This window comes from Halorubrum sp. AD140, assembly GCF_034497445.1.
Taxonomy (GTDB): Archaea; Halobacteriota; Halobacteria; order Halobacteriales; family Haloferacaceae; genus Halorubrum.
In genome coordinates this window covers 15,938-29,624 of record NZ_JAXRUU010000042.1, presented here as the reverse complement: position 1 = coordinate 29,624, position 13,687 = coordinate 15,938, and the positions used below count along the sequence as shown (strand labels likewise).

Genomic DNA, 13,687 nt, shown 5'->3' with positions numbered 1-13,687 from the left:
GAGAAAGCGTCAGAACAGGCTGAAGAAACCGGCGAGAAAGCGTCAGAACAGGCTGAAGAAACCGGCGAGAAGATGGCAGAGAAGATGGTGGAAGGCGACGAGACGGACTCGGACGAGACCGACGGCGACAGCGACTCCTCGGAGACGTAACTCCTCTGCCACGCCGTCCCTATGTGAGCAGACGTATCGCGGTCCTGAGCGAAGCGAGGGGAGCGTCTTCCCGCGTCCAAACCGGAAGACTGCAGACGTTTCCTCCAGGTTTGGGTTGTCCATATTTCGGACATATACTATCTAACAATTTGGGCACGGGGTGAAGAGAGCGCGTGTGCCACGAACGGAGCACCCGGGGTGTCATCGCGCAGGTGGAAACGATCGGAGAACAGTTCAGAGAGGCCCTGTAGATAGCCATCGAGTTCCTCCCGCGGTTGGTAGGCGCGCTCCTCATCCTCCTCATCGGATGGATTATCGGGCGCACACTGGGCGGTTTCGTGACGCGACTCGCCGACAAGGTGCAACTCGATCAAATGGTGCTCGATACGCCCCTCGGTGCAATTTTGGGAGGTACTGAGCGGGCGGTGTCACGCGCATTCAGGACGCTCGCGAGGTGGTTCGTCTATGCGCTGGCGATTCTCGCGGCCGCGGACGTGCTCGCGATCGCCATCCTCTCGGAGTGGATCAACACCGCCGTATCGTACTTGCCAGCGTTCGTCGCTGGACTGTTAGTCATCATCCTCGGATTCGTCGTCGCCGATGAAGTCGGCGACGCGATCATGCGCACGCAGGCCGCAACGCGGACCCGGTACACGAGTTGGTTCGCCTCGGGCGTCCAGTTTTTCCTGTACTTCGTCGCGATCGTCATCGGTCTCGATACGATGGGCATCGACGTCGACATCCTGTTCGTGTTCGTGAGAGCGATCTCGTGGGGCATCGCCGTGGCGCTCGCCCTCGGCGTGGGGATCGCCTTCGGCCTCGGTGGCAAAGCGTACGTCGAGGAGAACATCGATCGGTGGGCCCGTTCCGGAAAGTCCGAGATGCCGACGTCCGACGGCGAGAGCGGTCACGATACCGAACGTGACCCGACGGGCGGTCTTTCCACCGAGTAATCGGCCCCCGATCTGAGTGGTCGCCTCCGGGAAGGCGGCCGCGAAACGCGGGTTACGGTACAACGAGAGCGTGCGACGATCGTATGAGCGAACGGACGCGAACCTCAGGAGCGTCGTACGGTGGGAGTAACGCGACCGCAGACGAGGGTACGTCGGCCGGACGAGCGGGCGTGCATCGGTAGGCGCTGGCAACCGAGCGGCAGGCATGCCGGTCGAGGGGAGACGGCGACGTGACCGACGCGAATTTCTACCCACACGGCCGGGACATTATCGCTATCGGAGAGAAGCAGTCGCCGTCGACGGAAAGGTCGAGTTACAAATGAGATCCGGCGAGTTGTGAAAGTTAACAGCCTATAACAAAACACGGGGGAGTCCAACGAACCGGTGATGGAGAAAGACAAAGGAGCGGCCGAAGAGATCACGGAGAGAACCGGCTACGATCCAGCAATCTTAGCGGCGATCGGATCCGTAGCACTGGCGTGGTACCAGTTTTACGTGCGTGGGAACAAACACTACGGTTTGTTCATCGGCCTGTGGCCGCCGACGCTGTTGGCGTTCTCGAGCGCGATCCGTGACCAACAACGCCAGCGGAAAAGCCGAGAGCAGGACCACGAAACGGATTGATCGCTCGCTGTAAATCGGGAGACACAGTACGACAACTGCGATCGGCCGCATTTTTCACGCGGACGAATGGGGTCGGGAACGATCCGGGAACGGGTCAGCCCCGAAAGCGACGGCCCGATGGGACGCGCGCATCGACCGGCGGATGATCCGACTCAGCGACATGGGCTGCGTCCGCGAGCTGCCGCGAAGTCACCCCCCGAACCGGGAGAACGCTCATTAGCCTCCCGTCGCTATCCACGCGGATGAGGGACGACACGGAGCCACACACCGACTCATCCGGTCGGCTCGCACGACGGAAGCCCGCCCTCCGCCGCGTGATGGGCGCGAGCTACGTCGTCGCGGGCGTGGCCCACTTCCTTGCGCCGGACTCCTTCGCCCGGGCCGTTCCGCCGGAGTTTCCCCGGCCGCGGGCGCTCGTCTACCTCTCCGGAGTCGCCGAGATACTCCTCGGTCTCGGGATGCAGTTCGACCGGACGCGGCGCGCGTCGGCGTGGGGGATCGTCGCGCTGCTCGTCGCCGTCTTCCCGGCGAACGTCCACATGGCGACCGACGACGTGGCGGCGGAGTTTGCTCCGGACCGGCTCGCCGGGATCGCTCGCGTGGCTGCGTGGGTGCGGCTCCCGTTGCAGGCCGTGCTGGTGCTCTGGGCGTGGTGGCACACCCGGCCGGAACCGGTCGACGGCGACGGTCAGCCGCCGGAGAGAAGCGGTGAGGCGCAGCGGCGACAGTAGTCGAGCGCGGCGTCGTTGGCCCCTCGCACTCCAGACACGTCACGGTGGGTTCGCTGTCTTTGCGCTCGTCGCGGGCGTCGGTCTCCCCCGAATCGGGAGAGGCCCGATCGGACGCCTCCTCGCCATCGGGTGGCGTCAGCTCTCCAACCCGACGCTTGCGGCGGATCGCGCGCGCATCATTAACGATGTCTCAGAGGACGCGGAGTCCGAGAACCAACGGGACGAGCAGGAGCGCGCGTGATCGCGACGTAGAGGGAGGGGCCGAGCAGACCGGATCGTACAGGCCGGAGCGGGAGATATTATAGGGTGGTCTCACGCCACGGAATTGCAGCGAGAGCGCTCAGTCGGTCGTCGCCCGTTCGACCGACTCGTCGGACGAGACGCTTTCCGTGGAGTGGTAGAACGCGTCACCGGTTTCCGGATCGAAGAGGTGGAGCCGTGCCGGGTCGTAGGTCACGCTCACCGTTCCACCGGGTTCGAGCGACGATCGGGGTGCGGCCTGCATCTTGAACAGGTCGTCGCCGACGGAGCAGTGGACGAGCAGATTGTCCCCGAGCGGCTCGGTCACGTCGACTCGCGCGGTGAACTCGGTCTTGCCGAGGTCGGGGCGTTCGGCCGCGAGGTAGAGGTCCTCGGGCCGAATCCCGAGCACCGCGTCGCGGGTCGTCCCGAGGTCGACGCCGCTTCCGTCCGCCTCCTCTCGGTGGAGCGGCAACCGGAACGCCTCGTGGACCGCGAAATCGTGTTCGACGACGACATCGAGCATGTTCATCGCCGGGTCGCCGATGAACTCCGCGACGAACCGATTTTTCGGGTAATCGTACAGCGTCTGTGGCGGATCGACCTGCATGATCTCGCCGTCATTCATGACGACGACACGTTCGCCGAGGGTCATCGCCTCCGTCTGGTCGTGCGTGACGTACACCGTGGTCGTGTTGAACTCCGCGTGGAGCCGAGCGAGCTCCGCCCGCATCTGAATCCGTAGCTTCGCGTCCAAGTTCGAGAGCGGCTCATCCATGAGGAACGCGTCGGGATCGCGGACGATGGCGCGGCCGAGCGCGACGCGCTGGCGCTCGCCGCCCGACATGGCCTGCGGTTTGCGGTCCAAGAGATCGGTGATGTCGAGCGTGTCGGCGGCCTCGGCAACCCGACGGTCGATTTCCTCGTCGGAGTACGATCCGCTAGAGTTCATCCCGAACGTGATGTTCCGTCGCCCGGTCATGTGCGGGTACAGCGCGTAGTTTTGGAACACCATCGCGACGTTCCGGTCTTTCGGCTCCGTGTTCGTGACCTCGCGATCGTCCATCCATATTGCGCCGTCGGTCACCGTTTCGAGTCCGGCGAGCAGGCGGAGCGTCGTACTTTTCCCGCATCCGCTGGGACCGACGATGACGAGGAACTCCCCGTCTCGAATGGACAGGTCCAGTCCCTTTACTGCGACCACGTCACCGTACTCCTTCCGTAGATTTTCGAGTTTGAGCGTCGTCATTGTTACTTTTGTTGAATCGTGAACGTCTCCAAGAGCGGTTTTCGGAAGAGGATCATCAGCACGAGCGGCGGGAGGAGCGTGAGCACCGATCCGGCCATCACCAGTGACCACGACAGGTTCCCGCCCTGAACGTCTCCCTGAAGTAGCTGGAGCCCCACCTGCGCCACCTGATTCGCCTCCGATTCGATGATGATCAGCGGCCAGAGGTACTGGTTCCAAGCGTAGACGAACATGATGACCGAAACGCCGACGAGGACGCTTTTGGACATCGGAACGAGTACCTGAACCATGAACTTCACCGGGCCTACGCCATCGAGTTTGGCGGTTTCGACGATCGATGTCGGGATCGACAGGAAGTGCTGTCGCAGAATGAAGACAGTCGTCGCACTCGCAAGATACGGGACAGTGATCGCGAGCATGCTGTTGTTCCAGCCGAAGTCGTTGATCAGCTGATACAGGGGAACGAAGCGGACCGGAACGGGCAACAGGAGGGTGAACAGAATGAACAGGAAAACCAAGTCCTTGTACGGGACGCGATAGTACACGATCGCCATCGCAGCGAACACCGAGATGGTGAGTTTGCCGACGACAATGATGACGGACATGAGGAGCGAGTTCCACATGAAGCGGCCGAAGCCGTAATCGACGACCGCCTCCCGGTAGTTCTCAAGCGCGTAGGTACCCGGAAGCAGGTCGGGGACGCTCGTGACGATCCCCTCCTGTTTCGTGCTCACGATCACCGCGACGAAGATCGGAAACACGACGAGACCCGCTAGAAGCCAGAGCTGCGGATGGACAGCGTTCAGCTTGACGCCGCCGAGCAAGCCCCGCGTCCCCGATTCGCCCGCGTCTTCACTGGTTTCCCGCACCGATTCGAATCGTCGTTTCGCCTGCTGGAGTAGTCCCGTCATGTCAGGCCCCGTAGTGTGAGTATTCTTCGGTCAGTCTGAACTGAATCAACATCAGAACGGCCACGACAAAGAACAGCACGACCGATTTTGCCGAGGCGCTCCCGAAGTTGAAATACGAGAACGCCTCACGGTACAGGTCGAATATCAGGATGTTCGTCGCGTTCGATGGGCCACCGCCAGTGAGCAGATCAACGAACGCGAACGTGCTGAAGAACGCGTATATCGTGTTGATGATCACGAGGAAAAACAGCGTCGGAGTCATGATCGGAACGTACACTGAGACGAGCCGCCGGAGCCGTCCGACGCCGTCGAGTCTGGCCGTCTCGGTCAATGAGTTGGGGATGTTGTTCATCGCAGCGATCATGAAAATCACGTTGTACCCGATCTGTTTCCAGATCGCCGCGAGCATCACGACGACGAACGCCTGTGGTCCGTCGTTGAACCAGTCGACATCCACCCCGAGCGACTCTATCGGTCCGGTGAGCACGCCGAGCGTCGGGTGGAAAATGAACAGGAACACGAGGGCCGCCACCGCCGGCGGCAGCGCGTACGGCCAGATGACCGAGACCAGGTACCAGCTCTGACCGGTGTCGACTTCGTGGATGAGGAACGTGATGTACAGCGAGCTGGTAATGACGCCGACGACCACGAGCGCCGCGAAAAGCACCGACAGGAGCACGCTGGAATGGTACGCTGAACTCGTCAGGAGCGACACGTAGTTTTCGAACCCGACGAACGTCGGGACCTGACCGAACCCGGAGTCGAAAAAACTCGTCTGGAACGCGAGCGCGGTCGGATAGTAGAGAAAGACGAGGGAGACGACGACAGTCGGTCCGAGAAGCAGGAGCGCTTCCAGCCGGCTGTCGAAGATTTCGCGTGTGGACATGTACTTCTATCGGTTACTCGTAGTACTCTTCGAGCACCGTTTCGACCTCGGATTTCATCGACTCGATCTCGGCCTCGATGTCGTCGGCACCGATAATGTCGACCGACTTGTCTTGGATCACCGTTTGAACCTCCCGGGCAGGCCCAAGCAGCGCCCGCTTCGTGGCGGGGTCAGACGCATCACCGTTCTGAAGCTGTTCGAGCGTGACGGCGTACGCCGGGTTCTCATCGAACCACCCCTCCTCGGTGAGCGAGTCCACGGAGGACTGGGTTATCGGATAGTATCCCGACCCCTTGTGCCACTCCGTCTGTACCTCCGGCTCCGACAGGTACTGGAGCAGCTGACCGATTTCCTCATACCGCTCGTCAGAGAGGCCGTCGGGGACGTAGAACGACGCTCCCCCGATGACCGGGCCGACGCGGGTTTCATTGATCCCCGGGTACGGCGCTGCGTCAACGGTGAAGCCCTCGTCCTCCGAGTCGGCGATCAGCCCGGCGACGGACGCAGTGCTCGTGAGGAGCATCCCCACCTCCTGCTCGATGAAGAGCGTGGTGGCTTCTCCCCACGCCTCGATTCCGGGATTCGTGTAGAGATTGTCTTCGTCCATTCCCTGCCACCACTCGTAGAGGTCGTGGATTGCGTCGGGCGTGTGGAACGTCGAGGGGTCTCCTGAGTGACCGTTCTCGCCGTCGGTCATGAGTTCCCCTTCGAATCCGTACCACGTCTCGACGAACCAGACGTGGTTCGGCCAGGTGATCCCGAACTGGGTGACTTCTTCCTCCACGAGGGTTTCGGAGGCCGACCGCACCTCCGCGAGCGTGCTCGGTGGGTCATCGGGGTCGAGGCCGGCTTCCTCGAACGCTTCGCGGTTGATGTACATGATGGCGTTCGAGTTGTTGAACGGGAGCGAGGCGAGTTCGCCGTCGACGGTGAAGAACTCGGCCACGTTGTCGAGATACTCGTCGGTGTCGAAGTCGTCTGGGAGAATCTCGGCGACGGGTCGGACGTTCCCCGTGTCGAGCAACTGCTGGGCGAACAGGCTGTCGACCTGGAACATGTCGGCGACTTCTCCCGAATCGAACGCGGAGAGCGTGTCGGAGAGGACGTTCTCGTAGGTGTCTTTGAACTCCATGTTCGCCTCGAGACCGGTTTCCTCCTCGAAGTCTTCCGCGATCGAGTCGAGTGTGTCACGGTTCGTCCCGCCCATCGCGTGCCAGGCGGTGAGCTCCTCGGCGATCGGTGAAAACTCGGCGCTCCCACCGCCCATACATCCGGCGAGGCCCGTAAGTCCTAGCGCAGCGCCGGCCGCAGAGAGCGTGGTCCGGCGCGAAAGTTCGTGTCTCGAGACGTCGTTTGATTTCATCCACATGAGTCAACCAAGTGATCAATAAAAGCGACTGCTATGAGCCATACGTAAAGGTATTGTGCGGTCGGTATCGATACGGATACGGCAATGCTGGTCCGTTCGGTACGGGCAACTACAGAGACCGACGTAGCGTTACGGAGAGCCGCGATCGGATCCTCGAGCCGGGAAGAGCCGCCCGTGCCGGCTCGAGCGCTACGGCCACCGGCGCGTCAACCCGGAGTAATCGGCGATAACCCCGTCGGCGCCCGCAGAAGCGAGCCACGCGGCCTCATACCACGTCGTGACGGTCCAGACGTTCACGTCACGACCGTCTTTATGAGCCGCCTCGACGACGTCGGCATCCGACGGCAGCGGATCGCTCGTGAACGGTGTACCGCGAACCGCCTCGATCGGCGGGTGGACCGCGTCGGCGTCGTATCTCCGAGCGATCTCGAGGCCGTCTTCCACCGATTCGCCGAAGATCGGCGCGATCGGGTGCGAAGAGAGCTCGTGGCACGTCGCGATCGGGGCCTCACAGAAGGAGGAGACGAGCACTTCCGTGTCGTGCTCGGCTATCACCGAGAGCACCCGTTCGACGAACGGCTGCCAGAGGGCCATTTGCTCGTCGAGTTCGTCGGCTGAGAGCGCCTCTGCGGGGCGAATAGCAGTGCTTCCGGGGTTTTTCAATTCGACGTTCAGTCCCACATCGGACGGGAGCACCTCGAGAACCTCCTTCAACAGCGGAACCGTCTCACCGCTGTTGAGAACCTCCGCGTTCGTCACCGTCTCGGTGTCCGTCTCCCAGATGATCCCCTCGGTGTCTGTCAGCCCGAGCAGGCCCCCCGCGCGTCCGGCGAGCTGGTCGTCGTGGAAGGCGACCACGTCGCCGTCCGCGGTCGGAACGACATCTATCTCGACGAGATCGGCGAGTCTCGGCGACGGGTCGGTGCCAGTCGACGGTCGGGGGTCGACGTCGCGTCCGTCTTCCGTGACACCCGCGGCCGACGCGACGGCACCGACCGTGTTCTCGGGGTTTTCACCGGCGAATCCGCGGTGGGCGATGACTGTGAGTTCGGTCATGGTTGATCTGTCGAACGGCGTGTGCAAGTCAGCTGAGTCGGTCCGCGACGGTCGCTCGTCGTCGCGTACGAGCCGAAACACCCCCGCCGCGCCGACGCTGGCTGTCCCGGCGAGGAGCGCGCGACGCCCGAGTGAGAGGTCGGCGGCCACGAACGTCACCCGACGATCGGCGACCTGCGTGACGACGCGGCCTCACCGACGAACGGTCGCAGGGACACACCGCGAGACCCCCGCAGAGCGCGGCCGGACGCGTTTTCGGGTGACATGTGCCGAAGTACCCGCTTGAGCGTAATAACTCTAATCGCCAAGGGTCGGAGAGTCGTGGAGCCGTCCGACCGGAGACGGACACGTCAACGCCCTCATTTCCCTTCAGCCGACGCCGACCGTCGCGCAATCAGGCGGTCGACGACACCGGTTCGGACGAGGACGGCCAGCTCGACGATCCACAGAAGCGCGGTCGCCACCCGCGAGTGGCCGGGCGTCGGAAGCGCGAGATATGCGATCCGGTCCGAGAACGGCGAGAGTGGAAGAATTCTTTCGGGCGTGGTCATATCGATGAGGAGGTGTAACAGATACGCAACGACAGGGGGTCGCACCCGCAGTCGGGCGTTCTTGGGATCGGTGACGACAAATCAAAAGCGGCCGAGACCGTGGCGGCGACAATGAGCGTGCGGAGCGAGTGTGAGATGCCGCGGTGCACGAACGGCCAGCCAAGCACGGCCGGAAAGAGGAAGTCGCCGGCGGCGACCAGCCCGGTGACAGCGCCGATGCTCGGCCTGTCGACCACGCCGCACCGAGCGCGGCGCCGACGAGGGCCCCCTCGCGCGTTCGTACTCGATTCGTCGTTCGAGCGGGTATTGATCGCTGCTTGCGGCGAATTTATACACAATCGCCAGGTGTGTTATGATAATACATGTCATTGGCATTCGTTCGAACCGGGAACGGAGTGCAGAAGGGGATTCGACGGTCGCCGGTACACGCAATCGGTCGTGGCGGTAACGTACCGAGCGCGGCATCGGCACACCATCGAGGCGAAGGAGAGAATTCCGACCGATCCGAGCGCACCGAGTGGCGATGGGGATGAGCGGACCGACAAAGCGGCCGATCGGCGAGCCACCGGAAATGGGAGCAGCGCCGGACCCGGTCGACATTCCCTGGATCGACATTCACCAGCACACGCAGTCGCTGACGTGGAACGACCGCGAGAAATTCGATCTCAGCGGTGGGCAAGCCGCGGTCGCGATAGCAGCGGGGTACTACTGGGCGCCGTACCGGCCGGTGAGCTCCGACGATGTCCGGTTTCTGTGGGACGACGCACTCCGACGGGTGGCAGCCTTCGATCACCGCCACTTCTACGACCAGTACGTTGCCATCGGGATCCACACCTGGTCTCGAGTCGAGAACGCCGACGAACTCGTCTCCGTACTCCCCGAGTACTGCGACGACGATCGGGTGGTCGCCATCGGAGAGACGGGGATCGAGTCGAACCAGCACACCGTGTCCTGGCCGCTAGAGGGACAGAAGGCGGTCGTCCGTGAGCAGTTTCGCGTCGCGCGCGGCACGGGCCTCCCGGTACTCGTCCACACGCCGGGATCGAGCAAGGGCGACCTTGACCCACGACACGTTCAGAGCTACGAGGAGGGGAACCGCAATTTTACGGACCCGCTGTTATCCCCGGAAGACGCAAAAATGGAGGCCGTCGAGATGGACCTGGCACTCGCCGACGAAGTGGGGCTGTCCGACGAGCAGCTCGTGATCGACCACGCCGGTCGGAGCGTCCGGGACCTCGTGTTAGAGGATACTGGCTGTTATCTCGCCTACAGCGTGAGTGCGCCGTGGCTGCGCGGTATCGACGCCCGTGACGTCGCCGCAGCGATCGACGCGCACGGGAGCGACCGGATCGTCGTCGACACGGACCTCATCGGCGCGATGGACAACGATCCGTTGGTAATGAAGCGGACGATCCTCGACCTGCTTCGTCTCGGCGTCGATCGCGAGGACGTCCGTCGGGTCGTGTACGAGAACCCGCGGGAGATACTAGATCTGGCGTAGGCGACCTTCGGGACCAGAATCCGACGTCCCGGGCTCGTTGCGCTCTCCTCTGTATCGTGCCGCGCGTTCGTTGAGTCGATATCGTCGTCTCGGCCTGTCAGTTCGGAGGGTGACGTACACGGAAGTCGTCGAGCGTCCGCGGCCGGAAACGAAGCGGTGGCGCCGTGGTTCAGGGCCATGCCCTGTCAGTACCGCAGCGTGGCGTCGAGGATGCCGGCAGTCTGTCCGACGCCCACGACCGTGAGCCCGACCGCGGTCCACGTCGCCGACGGCGCGGCCGCGACCGCTACAGCGCCGGCGACGCAGCAGACGACGCCGGCGTCGTAGATCCGCGCACCTGCTTCGACACGACGTGCAGTGTACATGAACCCGGCCGCGGGGAGGAGCGCCCAGCCGAAAAGCGAGAGGGCCAGCAGTGCGTCCGCGGGCGTTCCGGCGCCCATGCCGCTGAGGAGGAACCCGGCGACGCCCGCGAGCGTCACGGGCGTGCCCGCGAGGATCACGAGCTTCCACGCACGGAGCACGCCGCTCGCCATGTCGCGCCACGAGGCGACGACGAACGCGACGAGCAGAGCGCTCATCACGACGTGGGCGACGAACAACGCGCGCGTCGAGACGACGCCGAGCACCGTCGCGGTGGCGACGGCCCACGCCGCGGGGACGAGCAGCGCCGGCCCGTTCTCGCGAAGCGATCGGAACACGATGGGTCGATAGCGCCGGATGAACATAAACGCCCGTCGGGCGACGATCCGGTCCATTGAATCGTCGGATCGGTCGGTCGACTGTAGCGAATCCGCGCGTACGGTCATCGTTCGTCTCGATAATCGCCCATAGCGGGGAAGATCGTTCGCCTACAGTCATGGTAACTGTACACTCGCAATCCTTATCCCGGAACGGGGCGTTCGTCTAGATGCAATGGCGACCGGAAAGGTTGATTTCTTCAACGACACTGGCGGCTACGGATTTATTGAGACTGACGACGCTGACGACGACGTGTTCTTCCACATGGAAGACGTCGAAGGGCCGGACCTCGAAGAGGGCCAGGAGCTCGAGTTCGACATCGAGTCCTCGCCCAAGGGCCCCCGCGCGTCCAACGTCGTTCGGCAGTAAGCCGATCCGATAAGGTGGGTCGGTCCGGCTGACGCCGAACACGGCTCTGACACGCGATAACGAAACTTTTGCCCGCCCGGACTCACGTCCGCCGCGGGTTCTTATCACGACACCGAGCGTCGCCGCCGCCGATCGGTCCGGGCGACGACGAGCGACCGCGCCGCCCGAGCGAGAGCCCGGCGCTCAGACGTGCTGACCGAAGAGACCGCCGCCCTTCCGCACCTCGACGTCGCCCTCGACGCGGGTCTGGCACGCGAGGCGGACGTCGTGACTCGGGTGGTGCGGCGGGAGCCAGAGGCGGGCCGTCTCCTTCTTGCCCGGCTCGCTCACCTCGCCGTCGACCTGGACGGCACAGGAGCCACACGACCCCGCGCCCCGGCAGTTGAACCGCTTCATCTTGCCGTTGTACACGGAGAGGCCGGCCTCCTCGAGCACGTCGCGTAACAGCGCGCCCTTCTCGCACTCGATCTCCTCGCCCTGATACGATACGGTTGGCATGGACGATCGGGTGGTAGGTGACCGATCCACAAAGAGTCTGGGTCGGCGCGGTCGGCCGACGGTGCGCCGAGATCGGTGCCGGCGCGGTGTCGCCGGGGTCCGAGCGCCGTGCGCCGGGCGTCAGACGCCGGACGGGGCGTTTTTTACCCTCGGCACCGCAGGAAGGGCATAATGGGACTCAGGTGTCTGCTCGGGCACGACTTCGGCGAGCCCGAACTGCGGCGCGAGCGCGAGGAGGACGGGAACGAGGTCGTCACGACAGTCACCGAGGTGAAGACCTGCGATCGCTGCGGCGAGACGCAGGTCGTGAGCGAGAACACCGAGGTCACGACGATGGAGCAATTGGCCGACGAGGCCGCCGCGGGCGCCCGGGCGCCTCCGGATCCGGCCGGAGGTGAGGGATCGACGGAGGCCGGCGACGATCCCGCCGGGGCCAGCGCGGTCGGCCCCGATCCGGACGCGGCTCGCGCGGACGCCGGCGTCGACGACGCGGAACGCGACCAGGTAGGGATCGACGACGACGACGTCGTCGACGACGCAGTGATAATCGACGACGGGCCGACGGCCGCGACGGGCGAGGAGACGGCGAGTCTCGGAGACGAAACGGCGGACGACCGCGGTACCGGAGCGGGCGACGACGACGGCGCGGTGAGCGACAACGGCGACGCGGAGTACACCGAGTACCCCGAGATGGAGACCGCCGATCCGTCGGCCGCCGAGCGGGACGCCGAGACGGACGACGGCGTGATCCTCGACGAGGAGGGAGAGTCCGACGGCGACCGAGAGCGCGGCGCGTGGCCGGCGGTCGACGAGGCGGACGAGGAGTCGGCGACGGAGACGGCGCCGTGGCCAGACCCCCGCGGCGAGGACGAGGGGTTCAGCGCCGAGGTCGGCGACGGCGACGCGGGCGCCGTCGAGTTCGGCGGCGGCCTCACCCCCGAAACCGCAGAGCCCGTCGCGGAGGGCGAAGACGCCGAGTACGTCGAGGCACCGGAGCGGGACGCCGACGAGGTCGGCGGAACGATCGATTCGAGAGACGACGAGGCGGGGACGGCCGGCTCGGGAACGGGGATCACCCGCCCCGAGAGCCCCGATCTCTCGACGTCGACCTCGGAGACGGCGGTGGAGTACCACTGCCCCGAGTGCGAGATGACCCGGGACGCGGACGGCAGCTCCATGCGCGCGGGCGACATCTGCCCCGAGTGCAAGCGGGGCTACGTCACCGAGCGCCCGATCTGATCGATCTCGAGGCGTCCTCAGCGGCCTGAAGACCCCGTGACGAAACTGGTTTACGCCCCCCTGTCGAACGGTCGCGGCATGAAGGAGTACAAGATGCGCCGCGGCGAGCATCTGGACGACCGCATGCCCGACCTGAAGGGCTCCATCGAGGAGTACTTCGGCGAGATCTCCGGGACCGAGGAGTGGGAGGGCCACGAGCTGTACGTCGTCGAGGACCCCGACAACCCCGTGTTCGAGCGGATCGTCGCGGGCGCCGCCGAGTACAGCGGGAAGAAGGACAAGCTCGCGGTCCACTTCGAGGAGCGTCCCGCCGAGGACGTCATCGCCGAGGGGAACGCCGATGCCGCCGCCGACGCGGTCGACGCGAAAAACGAGTTCTTACTGGAGGCGACCGGGCGCGACGCGAAGTCCCGCCGCGACTCGCTGAAGCGCGAGGTCGAAGACGACGCGCCCGACTACTGAGCCGCCGCCGAGTCCCCGTCCGTTCGTCCGGTTCGTTCTCGCAAACGCCGTCCTGGGAGCCGAGCGACCGTGCGACGCTCCCCGGCGGCGAAACCGACCCGGCGAGCGACGCGGCGGACGCCGGAGAGCGCGAGAACCTCAGGATCGATCGGGAAAA

General features: G+C 64.5%; 14 protein-coding genes and 1 pseudogene. 7 read left to right on the top strand and 8 right to left on the bottom strand.

The window, feature by feature from the left end:
• Positions 1-401: 401 nt before the first annotated feature.
• From U4E84_RS11255 to U4E84_RS11245, 3 genes and pseudogenes are all read left to right on the top strand, one after another.
• A pseudogene (locus tag U4E84_RS11255) lies at positions 402-1,010 on the top strand (hypothetical protein); the annotation flags it as partial.
• A gap of 480 nt (positions 1,011-1,490) precedes the next feature.
• On the top strand, positions 1,491-1,727 hold the full coding sequence (locus U4E84_RS11250) for a hypothetical protein (RefSeq protein WP_322532187.1): 237 nt from the start codon (positions 1,491-1,493) through the stop codon (positions 1,725-1,727).
• Between the two features lie 242 nt (positions 1,728-1,969).
• The gene (locus U4E84_RS11245; RefSeq protein ID WP_322532186.1) at positions 1,970-2,458 is read left to right on the top strand and encodes a MauE/DoxX family redox-associated membrane protein; all 489 of its coding nucleotides are present in this window, start codon (positions 1,970-1,972) and stop codon (positions 2,456-2,458) included.
• 340 nt (positions 2,459-2,798) lie between these two features.
• Here the strand turns inward: U4E84_RS11245 and U4E84_RS11240 are convergent, their stop codons facing one another.
• From U4E84_RS11240 to U4E84_RS11215, 6 genes are all read right to left on the bottom strand, one after another.
• A complete protein-coding gene (locus U4E84_RS11240; protein WP_322532185.1) occupies positions 2,799-3,947 on the bottom strand; it encodes an ABC transporter ATP-binding protein in 1,149 nt (382 codons plus the stop codon).
• Positions 3,948-3,949: 2 nt separating this feature from the next.
• Entirely contained in the window at positions 3,950-4,858 is a 909-nt protein-coding gene (locus U4E84_RS11235) for a carbohydrate ABC transporter permease (RefSeq protein ID WP_322532184.1), read from the bottom strand.
• 1 nt (position 4,859) lies between these two features.
• On the bottom strand, positions 4,860-5,744 hold the full coding sequence (locus U4E84_RS11230) for a sugar ABC transporter permease (protein WP_322532183.1): 885 nt from the start codon (positions 5,742-5,744) through the stop codon (positions 4,860-4,862).
• A gap of 13 nt (positions 5,745-5,757) precedes the next feature.
• Entirely contained in the window at positions 5,758-6,951 is a 1,194-nt protein-coding gene (locus U4E84_RS11225) for an extracellular solute-binding protein (RefSeq protein ID WP_345785510.1), read from the bottom strand.
• A gap of 351 nt (positions 6,952-7,302) precedes the next feature.
• Positions 7,303-8,169, bottom strand: coding sequence for a glycerophosphodiester phosphodiesterase (locus U4E84_RS11220; protein ID WP_322532181.1), 867 nt, complete (start codon positions 8,167-8,169; stop codon positions 7,303-7,305).
• 359 nt (positions 8,170-8,528) lie between these two features.
• Positions 8,529-8,720, bottom strand: a complete 192-nt coding sequence (locus tag U4E84_RS11215; RefSeq protein ID WP_322532180.1) for a hypothetical protein — start codon at positions 8,718-8,720, stop codon at positions 8,529-8,531.
• A 571-nt stretch (positions 8,721-9,291) separates the two neighbouring features.
• On the opposite strand from U4E84_RS11215, the gene U4E84_RS11210 reads away from it, so the two are divergent.
• Positions 9,292-10,221: a TatD family hydrolase gene (locus U4E84_RS11210; protein ID WP_322532179.1), complete on the top strand. Its 930-nt coding sequence runs from the start codon at positions 9,292-9,294 to the stop codon at positions 10,219-10,221.
• Between the two features lie 185 nt (positions 10,222-10,406).
• On the opposite strand, the gene U4E84_RS11205 is transcribed toward U4E84_RS11210, so the two are convergent.
• Positions 10,407-10,949, bottom strand: coding sequence for a hypothetical protein (locus U4E84_RS11205; protein ID WP_322532190.1), 543 nt, complete (start codon positions 10,947-10,949; stop codon positions 10,407-10,409).
• A gap of 187 nt (positions 10,950-11,136) precedes the next feature.
• Here U4E84_RS11205 and U4E84_RS11200 point away from each other — a divergent pair, with 187 nt between their 5' ends.
• A complete protein-coding gene (locus U4E84_RS11200) occupies positions 11,137-11,331 on the top strand; it encodes a cold-shock protein (protein ID WP_004048101.1) in 195 nt (64 codons plus the stop codon).
• 183 nt (positions 11,332-11,514) lie between these two features.
• Here the strand turns inward: U4E84_RS11200 and U4E84_RS11195 are convergent, their stop codons facing one another.
• Positions 11,515-11,829, bottom strand: a complete 315-nt coding sequence (locus tag U4E84_RS11195) for a 2Fe-2S iron-sulfur cluster-binding protein (RefSeq protein ID WP_322532178.1) — start codon at positions 11,827-11,829, stop codon at positions 11,515-11,517.
• A gap of 171 nt (positions 11,830-12,000) precedes the next feature.
• Here U4E84_RS11195 and U4E84_RS11190 point away from each other — a divergent pair, with 171 nt between their 5' ends.
• Entirely contained in the window at positions 12,001-13,068 is a 1,068-nt protein-coding gene (locus U4E84_RS11190; protein ID WP_322532177.1) for a hypothetical protein, read from the top strand.
• 78 nt (positions 13,069-13,146) lie between these two features.
• Positions 13,147-13,530: a DUF5611 family protein gene (locus U4E84_RS11185; protein WP_322532176.1), complete on the top strand. Its 384-nt coding sequence runs from the start codon at positions 13,147-13,149 to the stop codon at positions 13,528-13,530.
• Positions 13,531-13,687 lie beyond the last annotated feature (157 nt).

Coding starts and splice junctions, on each gene's coding strand:
- U4E84_RS11245 (WP_322532186.1), top strand. CDS start 1,970: ATGAGGGACGACACGGAGCCACACACCGACTCATCCGGTCGGCTCGCA.
- U4E84_RS11185 (WP_322532176.1), top strand. CDS start 13,147: ATGAAGGAGTACAAGATGCGCCGCGGCGAGCATCTGGACGACCGCATG.
- U4E84_RS11240 (WP_322532185.1), bottom strand. CDS start 3,947: ATGACGACGCTCAAACTCGAAAATCTACGGAAGGAGTACGGTGACGTG.
- U4E84_RS11230 (WP_322532183.1), bottom strand. CDS start 5,744: ATGTCCACACGCGAAATCTTCGACAGCCGGCTGGAAGCGCTCCTGCTT.
- U4E84_RS11205 (WP_322532190.1), bottom strand. CDS start 10,949: ATGTTCATCCGGCGCTATCGACCCATCGTGTTCCGATCGCTTCGCGAG.
- U4E84_RS11250 (WP_322532187.1), top strand. CDS start 1,491: ATGGAGAAAGACAAAGGAGCGGCCGAAGAGATCACGGAGAGAACCGGC.
- U4E84_RS11200 (WP_004048101.1), top strand. CDS start 11,137: ATGGCGACCGGAAAGGTTGATTTCTTCAACGACACTGGCGGCTACGGA.
- U4E84_RS11210 (WP_322532179.1), top strand. CDS start 9,292: ATGGGAGCAGCGCCGGACCCGGTCGACATTCCCTGGATCGACATTCAC.
- U4E84_RS11190 (WP_322532177.1), top strand. CDS start 12,001: ATGGGACTCAGGTGTCTGCTCGGGCACGACTTCGGCGAGCCCGAACTG.
- U4E84_RS11220 (WP_322532181.1), bottom strand. CDS start 8,169: ATGACCGAACTCACAGTCATCGCCCACCGCGGATTCGCCGGTGAAAAC.
- U4E84_RS11225 (WP_345785510.1), bottom strand. CDS start 6,951: ATGGGCGGGACGAACCGTGACACACTCGACTCGATCGCGGAAGACTTC.
- U4E84_RS11215 (WP_322532180.1), bottom strand. CDS start 8,720: ATGACCACGCCCGAAAGAATTCTTCCACTCTCGCCGTTCTCGGACCGG.
- U4E84_RS11235 (WP_322532184.1), bottom strand. CDS start 4,858: ATGACGGGACTACTCCAGCAGGCGAAACGACGATTCGAATCGGTGCGG.
- U4E84_RS11195 (WP_322532178.1), bottom strand. CDS start 11,829: ATGCCAACCGTATCGTATCAGGGCGAGGAGATCGAGTGCGAGAAGGGC.